Below are 13,360 nucleotides of genomic sequence, written 5' to 3'. Positions count from 1 at the left end.
TTGATTGTCATGAATAAACTATTCCACCACATCCATTTATGGATATCGCTTCCCCTGGGACTGGTCATTACGGTGATCTGCCTGACAGGGGCAGCCCTGGTCTTCGAACGGGAAATCACCCGAGGAATGAATCCTCATCTTTACCGGGTTACGGAACAAGGAAACATCCCTCCCCTCTCTCCTTCCGAAATAGTAGCACGGATTGGAGAGCAAGTGCCTGATTCGCTGCATCTGACCTCTCTGCAGCTTTCAGGCAACCCTGGGGAAACCTGGATGGCCGCTTTCAAGGAAACGGGGAAACGCTCCCTGAGCCTCAATCCCTATACGGGAGAAGTGAACGGCTGGACACAGACCCATCCGTTTTTCCAGACCCTGCGCAAATTGCACCGCTGGCTGCTGGACCCTCCGGCCTTCAAGGGCGGAGCCTCGGCCGGTAAAACCGTGGTAGGCATCACTACCCTGCTCATGGTGTTCATCCTGGTATCGGGACTGGTTATCTGGATTCCGCGCAACCGGAGGGCATTGAAAAACCGTTTGCGGGTAGCCTGCAACAAGGGATGGAAAAGGTTCTGGTACGACAGCCACGTGTCTCTCGGCTTTTATGCCACTCTTTTCCTGCTGGTCATGGCACTGACCGGTCTCACCTGGTCCTTCCCGTGGTACCGGAACGCTGCCTACAGTCTGCTGGGGGCTTCGCCTTCACGGTCGCAGGCACCGAAATCGCCCTCCCATTCTTCTCCCAAAGAAGAAAGAGCCGCCGCATTCGACTATGCGGTCTGGGACAAGGTCATGCGAGAGCTTCATCAGCAGTATCCCTCGTATGCCTCCATCACCCTGAGCCGGAGTGAAGCCAAAATCAGTCTTCCCGGCAGGATGAGACGCAGCGATACGGTCCGTTTCGACTCCCGCACCGGCGAGATACGGAAGGTCATTCCCTATCAGGATACTCCACGGGCGCAGCAGCTGAAGATGTGGTTTTATGCCTTCCATACCGGAAGCTGGGGAGGCCTCACCACCCAGATACTTTATTTTCTGGCAGCCCTGATCGGAGGTATCTTGCCGCTGAGCGGCTACTACCTCTGGTTCAAACGGACCAGAAGACGGAAGACAACTGTCTGACAGGTCTTTCCGCCCCCGGAACAGGGCCGGTGGTCCCATCTATCTGTAATTTGTCCTCTTTTCAAAGGCCATGGTAAGATGCAGCGCATCCCGTACTATGGCCTTTGTAGTTGGGAACTCTCTTTGCGGATGGTCTCCCGGATACAGCCAGTCTCCGAAGATACAGTCCGAAACCTCCCTCCCGGTTATCTGATAAAGACATTCTTCACCCGCTGCAGCCAGAAGCGGCTCTGATTGAAATGGAAAGGCTTATATTCCGTATTGGTCTTTATGACGTTATTGCGGAACACCAGTCCGTCTACCGATTTGGCATACAGCACAGGCGCATCGAACACATCGAATTCATTTTCCTCTATGACAATAGCTTCCTGATTTCCCCCGTGGAAATACTGCGTCTGACCGTCCAGGTCGGGTATTTCGGGATAAATGGAAATCACCGCATTGGTAAACTGGTACATACTGGTAAGCGCATTGATAAACTGATTGTGACGGATGCGCACGTCGCGGCAGGCACCGGTCTCATACCACCCGTTGCAGTCGCCGCAAAGCAGGATAGCCGTCCCCGAAGTATGGTCAAATACGTTATGCTCCACTACCGTACGGCGAGGGGTACTGAACAGCGCACCCCGTGCACGGTTGTTCCTGATGACATTGTGACAGAACTCCACTTCCGGCGACCAGGTAAGATTTTCCATTCCGAATCCCTCCTGTCCGCTTACCTGCGCCGGAACATCACTGCCGAACGTAATTAGATATTCCCTGGCTCCCGCTATTTCCTCCTTATCGTAAGGACGGATAGACACAATGCGGCTGGTGTCTCCCACAATCTCCATGGTTTTCGAAGCAATGAACTGCACGTCATCGCCAGGACGTCCCCACTCAAATCCCCAGGACTGTCCGTGCATGTAACGCCCCACCAGCGTACGGTTGTCAATGCGCCTGATCACTTTCAGATACGTACCGTGCACGTTGATGGCATCATCCATCATCCCCTCATACAGTCCGTTTCTGGAAATAATCTTTCCCTTGCATCCCGAAAAATGAGTCGCATCCGCCTGCGTCGTAAAATAGCGCGGATCGTTTTCCCCTTTCAGGCAAACGTTGAATCCGTCGAGCGTAATGTTCTCGCACAACTGTGCCAGAAGTCCCATTCCCTCCGCATAATGCACGCTGATGCGCGACAAAGAAGTGTTTACGTTGTGCGACAGGAAGATTCCCGGTGCAGGCCGTCCCCAGCCCCGCATGGCAAAGACAGTCCCCGGCACCAGCCGCGGGTCCTTCCATCCCGGAGCCTGTATCCGGTTTTCACCCACCTTATATACCCCTTTTACCGGACAACCCATATCTCCGGCATTGTATATCAGCCGACGGGTATCCGGCTCAAAAGCCACTCCCCACTGTGGAGTCAGTTCCCATCCTTCGCCATAAGCTTCGAATATCGAATCCCGGGTAATACGGCAGTTCACCCAGGGAGCCGGTTCAAAGGTAATCCCCTTTTCCGGGTCGGAAGCCACAATCTTCACCTGCGTGATATGAGGAGCAGCGAAATCGATGCTGAAATCCTGCAAGGTACAGTTCTCCGAATGCAACAGCGATACGGGCAGCATCCGTCCGTGAAAGACCAACTGCGCCCCGTTTCCCTCCACGGTAAGATGCTTCATGCCCTCCAGCGGAAGTCCCACCTTTTTGGGATTGTCCTGATCGTGGTTGGAAATATAATATACGCGCGAAGCTGCCCCCTTTTCGTGAAAATGATACACCCCCTCATGGAAGCGGATGACTATGCTGTCGCTTTCATCGCACTCCTGCTTGATGGTGTCGACCAGCCTGTTCATTGCCTGCGACACATTCTTCTTTGTTCCGGCCTTGAGACCGTATTCCGCCACGTCATACACCTTTACCGTCTGTGCCATACCCAGGCTGCAAATACAGGCGAATGCACACCATAATATTCTTCGTTTTTCCATAGTCGTTTTTCAGTAAAGTAAATAAATAAACACATTACGGGACAAGCCGGTTCACCTCACGCCTATCCCGCAATAAATATAGGAATAAATCATGTAATCCCCATCAACAAACCGTCTGGAAGTAAACGGGCAGTCGGCCGTGCACGATTCTTCCACCGGTTGCACGATGTACCAGTTCCGGAACAGATCACGGCATGTCACTTCCCCTGCATAAAGGTATTTCCGAAGACACACCTTTATGCACCACATAAAAGCCCGCCATGTTTTTCAAAAAGACGGCGATGATTTTGAAAAACATGGCGGGCTGTTGCATGACGCATAACGATGCGTGTCCGCATCCCTGCTTTTGCGCAGGCATTTCCTTAAGCAGAAACCGGAGCGTTCTCTCCGCTACCGTCCCTGCCCTCTTTCTGTACAATCTGCCGCAGCCGGCGGTACATATAGATAAAGGCCGGTACCAGGAAGAGATTGGCAAAGATCCAGGCCGTAGAATCTCCGAAGCAGACTCCGGTAAATCCCCATATCGGCACGATGACCACACTCACCAGGATACGGGCAATCATCTCTGCCACCCCCGAGAACATGGCCAGCATGGTATATCCCGCTCCCTGAATGGAATAGCGCAAGATACACAGCGAGCCCAGGAAGGGGAAGAACGATACATTGATATGCAGGAAGAGGGCCGTATAGTCGATGACCTCCGTTTCCGACGGATCGATGAACAGCATGGCAAACGGCTCGGAGAAGCCCCACAGCAAGGCAATGACACAGGCCACATAGACCAGCATCATCCACGTAGCCGACTTGATTCCCTGCCAGATGCGTTCCGGCTTACCGGCCCCGTAATTCTGTCCGCAGTAGGTGGCCATGGCCATACCCAAGCTCTCCAGCGCACAGAGGAAGACCATCTTGATACGCATGGCCGCCGTGAAGGCAGCGACACAGGCCGTTCCCAGGGCATTGTTCGCACTCTGGAGCATGATGCTTCCGATGGCCGTAATCGAAAACTGAAGTCCCATCGGCACCCCGATTCCCAGCAGCTGCTTTGCCAGTTCCGGACGGAAGCGGCGGTCGGAAGCCGTGGTCTTCAGAATATCAAACTTCCGGTACATGTAATGACAGCACAGGAATGCCGAAAGTCCCTGCGAAAAGACCGTCGCAAGGGCCGCTCCAGCCACTCCCCATCCCAGTACCAGGATACAGAAGATATCGAGCAGGATATTCAGTACCGTAGCAAAAAGCAAGAACCAGAAAGGCGTCTTGCTGTCGCCCAATGCACGGATAATGCTGGAAAGCAGGTTGTAATAAAACGTACAGGGAATACCGATAAAGGTAATCAGCAGGTAGTGGTAAGCCCCGTCGAAAATGTTATCGGGCGTCTGCATGCTGTGCAGGATATAAGCACAGAGCAGGCTGGTCACAAGGGCAATGCCCACCGACATCACTCCCGCCAGTTTCAGGCTCACCGACACCAGGCGCCGCATGGTCATATAGTCGCGTGCCCCGAACTTCTGGGCCACCGGAATGCCGAAGCCGCTGCAACAGCCGTTACAGAAACCCAGAATCAGAAATACGACCGAAGTACTTGCGCCCACCGAAGCCAGCGCATTAATTCCCAGAAACTTCCCCACAATGGCAGCATCCACCAGCGAATACGTCTGCTGCAGCAGATTCCCCAGCAAAAGGGGCAGTGTAAAATTCAGAATCAGGGGCAAAGAAGGCCCTGACGTCATTTCTTTTGATTGTGCCATAATTTATCTTGTCTATATTCGATTGTTCCTCAAGCCTGCAGCGTCTTTCCCTTCATCCGCATGAAAGCACTGTGTTTCGGGCTGCCGATCATCTGGGCCGTGTAAATGCTGGTGTGACCGGAGAAGAGATAAGCAATCACACAGGCAATGCCCAGGTAGAGTCCCCCTTCGGCACCAAAAAGCTCAATCCCCATGAGGGTACAGGCAATCGGGGTATTGGTGGCCCCTGAAAATACGGCCACAAAACCCATTGCGGCCATCAGGCTCATGGGCAAGGGAAGAAACATGGAAAGGAAACTGCCCAGGGTAGCTCCGACGAAGAAGAGCGGAGTCACCTCTCCCCCCTTGAAACCTACACCGATGGTAAAGGTGGTAAGCAAAATCTTCAGCAGGAAGTCGTACCACATCTGCTGTTCGGAAAAAGAAGCGACGATAGTAGGCACACCCAGACCGATGTACTTGCTTGTTCCCAACAGCCACACCGCCAGTGCGATGACGATACCTCCCAGCAGCGGACGCAAAGGAGGATAGGCCACATAACGGGCAGCCAGCCGTCCCCACATACCGATGCTGCGCGAGAAGCACATGGCAGCCACCCCGAAAAAGATACCGGCCAGTATGGTCCACAGAATCGTCTCTACGTTCAGTGAAGGCACCACCGGATGCGGATAATGCGTGTGTGCCACTCCCCAGGCCACACAAGTGAGATGTGCAAAGGCTGCCGAAAGAAAAGCCGGCAGAATGGCCTCGTAACGCATCCTTCCGATGACAATGACTTCCAGGCCGAATACGGCACCGGCCAGCGGAGTACCGAAGACCGAGGCGAAACCTGCACTGATACCGATCAGTACCATCACCCGGTGGTCGCGCTTGTGCAGGTGAAAAAGCTGGGAAAAGCGGTCGGCAATGGCTCCACCCATCTGTACCCCCGTTCCTTCCCGTCCGGCCGATCCTCCGAACAGGTGCGTAAGGACAGTACCCACATACACCAGGGGCGCCATACGGAACGGAATGATATCCTTCGGAGAACGTATCTCCTCGATCAGGAAGTTATTTCCACGGGCAGCCGTACCCGCCCAGTAATGATACATTGTTCCAATCAGCAAGCCCGCCAGCGGAAGCAGGGCAATCATCCACAAGTGACTCTCACGGAAATCCGTAGCCCAGCTCAGCGATACCAGCAACAAGGCCGAGGCACTGCCGATACATACTCCGGCCACTACCGAAAGGCATAGCCACTTCACCAAATACACCAATAAGGGAAACTGTTCAATCTTTAACCAACTCTTTCTGTTCATAATACCTTATTCATCCTGAAAACGACCGCAAAAGTACTACTATTCGGGAAAACAGACAAAGAGTTTAAACTCTTTTAGCGGAAGCACGGGGATAAAAAAAATGTTCCCCGGCTCACGCCGAGGAACAATCACAACACAAACACAAAATAAAACACGACAAAACTACTATATAATGAGCATCTTTTCCGAATGAACGGTACACTCTTCCGATATTCACATATCCAAAGCGTGCAAGAGGCTCACCTTTGAAATAATAACACCTGAAGGTGTAAAATTGTTCGTAGTTTATGCTATTTTTTTTTTGAAAAAATCAAATTTTATTGCACTCCGGTCTCACGAAGGTGAACCTGCCAGTTCCATGCAGACCGCAAAGTGTCTTCGATAGTCGCTTCAGCCTTCCATCCCAGCTCGTTGTTTGCGTAAGAAGGATCGGCCCATACCTTCACGATATCACCGGCACGACGGCCTACGATCTGATAGTTCAGTTTCACTCCGGTAGCCGATTCGAATGCATGAATCAGTTCCAGTACAGAAAGTCCGCGTCCGGTACCCACGTTGAATACTTCCACGTTTTCCTTCTGCTTGTTTTCCAGAATACGGTTCATGGCAATTACGTGTGCCTTTGCCAGGTCGACTACATAAATATAGTCGCGGATACAAGAACCGTCAGGTGTATCATAATCGTCACCGAATACGCTCAGTTTTTCACGGATTCCCATCGCTGTCTGTGTCAGGTAAGGAATCAGGTTCTGCGGAACACCGTTTGGCAACTCACCAATCAATGCACTTGGATGCGCACCGATCGGATTGAAGTAACGCAACAGGATCGCACGGATCGGAGCACCTGAAGCCACTGTATCACGGATGATTTCTTCGTTCACCTGCTTGGTATTTCCATAAGGAGATTCTGCCTTCTTGATCGGAGCCGCTTCGGTTACCGGCAATACATCCGGCTGTCCGTATACCGTACAAGAAGAAGAGAAAATAATGCCCTGTACATTGTGCTTCGGCATCAGTTCCAACAGGTTGATCAGCGAAACCAGATTATTACGGTAATATTTCAATGGTTTTTCTACCGATTCTCCTACAGCCTTGCTTGCCGCAAAATGAATCACACCCTGGATACCCGGATATTTAGCAAACACCGCATCCATACCTTCATAATCCAGACAATCCACCTTTTCGAAAGCCGGGCGGATGCCTGTAATCTGCTCGATGCTGTCTACCACTTCAGCGCGGGAATTCGACAAGTTATCTACAATAATCACTTCATACCCGTTGTTCTGAAGTTCCACTACGGTATGTGAACCGATGTATCCGGTTCCACCTGTAACTAAGATTCTTTTTTTCATCTTATAAATGATTTAGTATTTACGACAAAAATAAAAACAATAATCGGTAAATCCAATTACATGAGCCGATAATAATCATTCCAGACCGAACAATACGGCCAGACCTTTATCTACACCCGAGAAGCCCATGAAGGCCATTGCCAGCAGACCGGCAGTCACCAGTGCGATAGACATGCCTCTCATTCCCTTCGGAATGTTCACCAGACTCAGCTGTTCGCGGATACCCGCAAACACAATCAGTGCCAGTGCAAAACCCAGGGCAGTAGAGAACGCATATACCACACCTGTCAGCAGGTCATAGTCTTTCTGGATCACCAGGATGGTCACACCCAGGATACAGCAGTTGGTTGTAATCAGCGGCAGGAACACACCCAGAGCCTGATACAACGAAGGAGAAACCTTCTTCAGGATAATCTCCACCATCTGTACCAGTGCGGCGATGACCAGAATAAAGGCAATGGTCTGCAGATATCCCAGTCCGAATGCATCGAGCACGAACTTCTGGATGACATAAATCACGATGGTTGCCAGCGTCAGCACGAAGGCCACCGCTGCTCCCATTCCCATAGCGGTTTCCACTTTCTTGGACACTCCCAGGAACGGACAGATTCCCAAAAACTGTGACAACACTACGTTGTTCACAAATATCGCTGTAATAAATATCAATATATATTCCATAATCTTATCTGTTTTTTAGGAGTTACGCTTTTTTCAGACGGTTCACAATCGCAATCAGGTATCCCAGTACGATGAACGCACCCGGAGCCAGCACAAAGATCAGCATACCGTAGTCTTCCGGCATCACAGTGATGTTGAACAACTTTCCGGTACCCAGGAATTCACGTACGCCGCCGAGCAGTGTCAGCGCAATGGTAAATCCGAGACCCATACCCAGTCCGTCGAAGAACGAAGCCACCGGATTGTTCTTGGCAGCAAAGGCTTCGGCACGTCCCAGCAGGATACAGTTCACCACGATCAGCGGGATAAAGAGTCCCAGCGTAGCATACAGCGCAGGCACATAAGCCTGCATCACCATCTGCAGCAAGGTCACGAACGACGCAATCACCACAATAAAGATAGGAATACGCACCATGTCGGGTACCAGTCTCTTGATCAGCGAAATCACCACATTCGAGCAAACCAGCACGAAGAGCGTAGCCAATCCCATACCCATACCGTTGATAGCCGATGAGGTAGTACCCAAGGTAGGACACATACCCAGCAGAAGTACAAACGTAGGATTCTCTTTTACAATCCCATTCATCAAGACTTTAAAATTATTCATAAGTATGTCTCCTCCATTAATTGTTATCCACATTAACTGAATCCACCGGAGCTGCATGATAAGTAGCTCCACTGGTTCCGTCGGTAGCTACCGTAGTATCTCCTGACTGTTTCTTATAAGCCGCATAAGCATCGTTCACTGCTTTCAGGAAGGCACGTGAAGTAATGGTTGACGCCGTAATCGCATCAATCTGACCACCGTCCTTGCTGACAGTCAGCGGAGCCTCACCCGGGTTCTGTCCGGTGATGTCACCCTTCGCACCCTTCTTGAACCAGTCGGCTGCCTTCGAGCCCAGTCCCGGAGTCTCGGCATGGCTCAGCAGCGAATAGTCGATGATGTTTCCCTCGTTGTCGAAACCCACCAGGACCTTCAGCGCTCCACCGAAACCGTTGGCAGTCGATTCCACTGCCGCTCCGATAGGCTGTCCTTCCTTGGTAGCCTGATAAATCTTATAAACCACCCCGTTCAGTTCCACTTCCTGAGGAGCCTCAGCAGGATTGTTGTCAAATCCCGGAACCACCACAGCAATCGCGTCACTCAAGGTTTTTGCATTGGCCTGGGCAATCGGCTCGGCAGTAATGTCGTTCACCCATCCCAGCAAGGCTCCTGCCACTACCGAGAATCCGGTCAGTGCCAAAGCCATATTTTTCAAAGACGATTCAAGTTTTTTCATTTCTTAGCTACCTCCCCAAAACGTTTAGGTTTACAATAAGTATTGATAAGCGGAGTAAATGCGTTCATGATGAAAATAGCGAACGACATACCTTCCGGATAAGCACCGAACGTACGGATGACCACGGTCAGGAAACCGATGGCGATACCGTAGATTACCATTCCCTTATGAGTCATCGGAGAAGTCACATAGTCGGTTGCCATGAAGATCGCACCCAGCATCAGTCCACCGGTAAACAGGTGAGTAAGACCATCGGCATACTTCACCGGATCGGCCAGGTTCAGCAAGGTAGCAAATACGAATACAGTAGCAAGGATTGAAACCGGAATGTGCCATGAGATGATCTTCTTCCAAAGCATGTAAGCCAGTCCCAGCAACAGCGCCAGGGCACTGATTTCACCGATACATCCCGGATTGTTACCCAGGAAAAGATCGAGGGTAGAAGGCAACTGTCCCAGAGCCTCCGTGTCACCGTGTACCGCCATCTTCATCAGCGCCAGCGGAGTAGCCGCAGTCTCAGCATCCGTATAGGCAGTCAGCTGTCCGGCTACCGGCCATGAAGTCATCTGTACCGGATACGAAATGAGCAGGAAGATACGTCCCACCAGTGCCGGGTTGAACGGGTTGCATCCCAGTCCGCCGAATGTCATCTTACCGATACCGATGGCCACCAGCGCACCGATAACGATGATCCACAACGGAAGATTGGAAGGAAGATTGAAGGCCAGCAGCAAGCCGGTCAGCGCAGCCGAACCGTCCATGATGGTAGTACGCTCACGCTTCAGTATGAATTTGGTAATCGCCCATTCGAAGAACAGACAAGCAACGACCGAAGTCAATGTCACGATAACAGCCCCCAGGCCGAACATATAGAATGATACCAGCAAGGCAGGCACCAGAGCTATGATTACGCCATACATGTTTTTCTGTACGCTATCGCCGCTGTGTACATGGGGGGATAATGATACAATTAATTTATTAGCCATAAGATCTTTTATTTTTTAGCATTACGAGCGCGGATAATAGCGCCTACCTTACCTTTACCTAAACGAATATAATCCAGCATCGGACGGTGTGAAGGACATGTGAACTGGCAAGAACCACATTCGATACATGACATGATCATTTCCTGTTCCACACGTTCCCAGTCGCCGTGTGCCGAGCAAGTAGCCAGCAGGAACGGTTCCAGTCCCATCGGACATGCGCTGACACATTTGGCGCAACGGATACACGGCTGAGGTTCAGCACGACGGGCTTCCTTGTCGTTCATGATCAGCACACCCGAGCTACCCTTGCAGATAGGCACCTCTGTATTGGCCAGTGCCTTACCCATCATCGGACCACCACCGATTACCTTGCCGGTATCTTCCGGCAGACCGCCTGCCGCATCAATCAGCTGGCTCATCGGAGTACCCATACGTGTCAGGAAGTTCGACGGGTTCTTCAATGACTTACCTGTCACCGTTACGATACGTTCGAACAGCGGCTTGTTCTTCTGTACGGCCTCATACACCGCATAGGCAGTTCCCACATTCTGTACCACCGCTCCTACATGGATAGGAATGGCTGGAGGAGCAGGTACCTGACGGCCGATCACGGCATCGATCAGCTGCTTTTCACCTCCCTGCGGATATTTCACTTTCAGCGGAACAATCTCAATGCCCGGATAGGCAGCCGCCTTTTCCGTCATCACCTTGATGGCATCCGGCTTGTTGTTCTCGATGCCCACATATGCCTTGCTGACCTTCGCAGCCTTCATCAGAATCTGTACACCCACCAGGATTTCATCCGTCTTTTCCAGCATCAGACGATGGTCGGCAGTCAGATACGGTTCACATTCCACCGCATTGATGATCACACACTCAGCCTTGCATCCGGGAGGAGGCATCAGTTTGACGTGTGTCGGGAAACAGGCACCACCCATACCTACTACACCCGCATCCTTGATCTTTGCAACGATTTCCTCGGGAGTCAGGTTACATTCCTTTACCAGGTCTGTGCTGCGGTCGATGCTTTCTTCCCATTCGTCACCTTCCACATCGATAAAGATAGCCGGCTTGCGGTAACCGCTGGCATCAATGATGCTGTCTACCTTGTTTACCTTACCCGATACAGAAGAAAATATTGGAGCTGAAACAAAACCTCCAGCCTCAGCTATTTTGGTACCGACCTTCACTACATCCCCTTTCTTTACAATCGCCGTAGCCGGAGCACCGATATGCTGAGACAAAGGGAAAACAGCTTGTTTAGGGAGTGCAAGCGTCTCGATTGCTTTACCGGCAGACAGTTTGTTCTCAGCCGGATGAACTCCACCAATTCTAAAAGTCTTCACTATGATATTCTATTTATGGTTTCTACTTTATTTAATTATGCTTCAGGCTTGGTTTCTGCCTTTGCCTGCGGCTGTGCTTCCACTTTAGCCTCTGCCTTGACTGCCGCATCGGCTGCCGGTGCAGCTGCCTCTCTTACCTTTCGGGGAGGGAAGTTGACTGCGATGATGGCATTCTGCGGACATTCAGTCTCACACTTGCGGCAAGACTTACACTTGGCCGGATCGATATAAGCCAGGTTGTTTTCCAGCGTAATTGCTTCGAACGGGCAGACTTTCACACACTTGCCGCAACCGATACAAGCGGCTGCACAAGCCTTGCGGGCTACCGCACCCTTGTCCTTGTTGACACACTGCACATACACACGGCGGTTGTTCTTTCCCTTCGGACGGATTTCGATGATGTTGCGCGGACAAGCCTTGCTGCAGGCTCCACAAGCCGTACACTTCGCCTCATCCACTTCCGGCAATCCTGTTTCCGGATTGATACGGATGGCACCGAACTGGCAGACAGTCACACAGTCGCCACAACCCAGACAGCCGAACGTACAGCCCGTCTCACCCCCGTAAGTAGAATGAGCCACTGCACATGAGCGCACTCCGTCGTACTGAGTAATCCGGGGACGGTTGGCACAAGTACCGTTACATCTTACCACAGCCACCTTAGGTTCGGAAGCCACAGCCTCCAGTCCCAGAATACCTGCGATTTTGTCCATTACAGGCTGTCCGCCCACCGGACACATCTTACCTTCCAGAGAACCGGCTTTCACGCATGCAGCAGCGAAACCCGAACATCCCGGATAACCACATCCTCCACAGTTTGCCTGTGGCAAAACCTCGCCTACCTGAGCGATTCGAGGATCTTCATACACAGCAAATTTCTTAGAAGCGGCATACAAAATAACTGCGGCAATCAAGCCGATGGCTCCCAATGAAATCACTGCAACCAAAATTAAATTCATAAGATATACAGTTAGTTTATTAATTATTTAATAGATTCCAAAACAAAGGTAAACGTCCGGCTGATCTTCTTCCGGAAACAATAGATGATAAAATAATAAGGTATCAACGACGTTAACGCAAACAAGGCCGACAAAGGTTCATCTCCCTGAGTAAGCTGCAGCGAGACGGAAAGCACGGCCATGAGTACGACAAAAGGAAGGACAAAAGCCAGCAAAACCGCTTTCATCCCCATAGATGTAGTTCCTGCTATCATCACCCGTTCTCCGATCTGGCACGGAACCGAATTGGCATTATATACATCGATTATCTTCTCCTTCGACTCAGACACGCTGCAATGCCCTTTCACACTGCACGCCGAACAAGCAGAATTTTGAATGATTCTCACTTTCAGATGAGCACCATCTATGTTTTCCACAATACCTAGATGTTTTATTTTATTCATCATTTTTGCAAACTGCGCATTACAAATTCGAGGCAAATGTACTATAAAAATTGTTTCAGTGGATATATAATCCGGGAAAATCAACTTAAAAAAAGTAAAAAACGTACCAAAAAGTTAATTCTCAGACAAGGATTTACGCAAACGCTGACATCGGCTCTGCACCACAAGAAAAAACCCTTGT

Annotated in this window: 12 protein-coding genes; 1 reads left to right on the top strand and 11 read right to left on the bottom strand. The window is 50.9% G+C overall.

What is annotated here, in order from left to right; all coding sequences use genetic code 11:
* Window positions 1-9 precede the first annotated feature (9 nt).
* Entirely contained in the window at window positions 10-1,119 is a 1,110-nt protein-coding gene (locus tag H3001_RS02630; protein ID WP_181214007.1) for a PepSY-associated TM helix domain-containing protein, read from the top strand.
* Between the two features lie 185 nt (window positions 1,120-1,304).
* On the opposite strand, the gene H3001_RS02625 is transcribed toward H3001_RS02630, so the two are convergent.
* From H3001_RS02625 to H3001_RS02575, 11 genes are all read right to left on the bottom strand, one after another.
* Entirely contained in the window at window positions 1,305-3,032 is a 1,728-nt protein-coding gene (locus H3001_RS02625; protein ID WP_246368423.1) for an alpha-1,3-galactosidase-related protein, read from the bottom strand.
* 416 nt (window positions 3,033-3,448) lie between these two features.
* Window positions 3,449-4,837: an MATE family efflux transporter gene (locus tag H3001_RS02620; RefSeq protein ID WP_181214006.1), complete on the bottom strand. Its 1,389-nt coding sequence runs from the start codon at window positions 4,835-4,837 to the stop codon at window positions 3,449-3,451.
* 29 nt (window positions 4,838-4,866) lie between these two features.
* The gene (locus tag H3001_RS02615) at window positions 4,867-6,135 is read right to left on the bottom strand and encodes a voltage-gated chloride channel family protein (protein WP_178245367.1); all 1,269 of its coding nucleotides are present in this window, start codon (window positions 6,133-6,135) and stop codon (window positions 4,867-4,869) included.
* Between the two features lie 317 nt (window positions 6,136-6,452).
* On the bottom strand, window positions 6,453-7,487 hold the full coding sequence (gene galE / locus H3001_RS02610) for a UDP-glucose 4-epimerase GalE (RefSeq protein ID WP_178245365.1): 1,035 nt from the start codon (window positions 7,485-7,487) through the stop codon (window positions 6,453-6,455).
* A gap of 75 nt (window positions 7,488-7,562) precedes the next feature.
* A complete protein-coding gene (gene rsxA / locus H3001_RS02605) occupies window positions 7,563-8,165 on the bottom strand; it encodes an electron transport complex subunit RsxA (protein ID WP_181214005.1) in 603 nt (200 codons plus the stop codon).
* 22 nt (window positions 8,166-8,187) lie between these two features.
* Window positions 8,188-8,772 carry an electron transport complex subunit RsxE gene (gene rsxE, locus H3001_RS02600; RefSeq protein WP_178245361.1) on the bottom strand — a complete coding sequence of 195 codons (585 nt, stop codon included), beginning with the start codon at window positions 8,770-8,772 and terminating at the stop codon, window positions 8,188-8,190.
* Window positions 8,773-8,788: 16 nt separating this feature from the next.
* Window positions 8,789-9,445: an RnfABCDGE type electron transport complex subunit G gene (locus tag H3001_RS02595; protein ID WP_181214004.1), complete on the bottom strand. Its 657-nt coding sequence runs from the start codon at window positions 9,443-9,445 to the stop codon at window positions 8,789-8,791.
* On the bottom strand, window positions 9,442-10,431 hold the full coding sequence (locus tag H3001_RS02590; RefSeq protein WP_178245357.1) for an RnfABCDGE type electron transport complex subunit D: 990 nt from the start codon (window positions 10,429-10,431) through the stop codon (window positions 9,442-9,444). Before H3001_RS02590 ends, H3001_RS02595 begins: the two co-directional genes overlap by 4 nt.
* Window positions 10,432-10,439: 8 nt before the next feature.
* Entirely contained in the window at window positions 10,440-11,780 is a 1,341-nt protein-coding gene (rsxC, locus tag H3001_RS02585; protein ID WP_178245404.1) for an electron transport complex subunit RsxC, read from the bottom strand.
* Window positions 11,781-11,812: 32 nt separating this feature from the next.
* On the bottom strand, window positions 11,813-12,736 hold the full coding sequence (locus H3001_RS02580; protein ID WP_178245355.1) for a Fe-S cluster domain-containing protein: 924 nt from the start codon (window positions 12,734-12,736) through the stop codon (window positions 11,813-11,815).
* A 23-nt stretch (window positions 12,737-12,759) separates the two neighbouring features.
* A complete protein-coding gene (locus H3001_RS02575) occupies window positions 12,760-13,182 on the bottom strand; it encodes a SoxR reducing system RseC family protein (RefSeq protein WP_178245353.1) in 423 nt (140 codons plus the stop codon).
* Window positions 13,183-13,360: the final 178 nt, after the last annotated feature.

It is taken from the genome of Phocaeicola faecicola, from assembly GCF_013618865.1.
Lineage (GTDB): Bacteria > Bacteroidota > Bacteroidia > Bacteroidales > Bacteroidaceae > Phocaeicola > Phocaeicola faecicola.
The sequence above is the reverse complement of the archived record's forward strand: the minus strand, read 5'-3'. Positions and strand labels throughout refer to the sequence as shown.

Coding starts and splice junctions, on each gene's coding strand:
- H3001_RS02590 (WP_178245357.1), bottom strand. CDS start 10,431: ATGGCTAATAAATTAATTGTATCATTATCCCCCCATGTACACAGCGGC.
- H3001_RS02630 (WP_181214007.1), top strand. CDS start 10: ATGAATAAACTATTCCACCACATCCATTTATGGATATCGCTTCCCCTG.
- H3001_RS02615 (WP_178245367.1), bottom strand. CDS start 6,135: ATGAACAGAAAGAGTTGGTTAAAGATTGAACAGTTTCCCTTATTGGTG.
- rsxE (WP_178245361.1), bottom strand. CDS start 8,772: ATGAATAATTTTAAAGTCTTGATGAATGGGATTGTAAAAGAGAATCCT.
- H3001_RS02595 (WP_181214004.1), bottom strand. CDS start 9,445: ATGAAAAAACTTGAATCGTCTTTGAAAAATATGGCTTTGGCACTGACC.
- H3001_RS02575 (WP_178245353.1), bottom strand. CDS start 13,182: ATGATGAATAAAATAAAACATCTAGGTATTGTGGAAAACATAGATGGT.
- galE (WP_178245365.1), bottom strand. CDS start 7,487: ATGAAAAAAAGAATCTTAGTTACAGGTGGAACCGGATACATCGGTTCA.
- H3001_RS02620 (WP_181214006.1), bottom strand. CDS start 4,837: ATGGCACAATCAAAAGAAATGACGTCAGGGCCTTCTTTGCCCCTGATT.
- H3001_RS02580 (WP_178245355.1), bottom strand. CDS start 12,736: ATGAATTTAATTTTGGTTGCAGTGATTTCATTGGGAGCCATCGGCTTG.
- rsxA (WP_181214005.1), bottom strand. CDS start 8,165: ATGGAATATATATTGATATTTATTACAGCGATATTTGTGAACAACGTA.
- H3001_RS02625 (WP_246368423.1), bottom strand. CDS start 3,032: ATGGCACAGACGGTAAAGGTGTATGACGTGGCGGAATACGGTCTCAAG.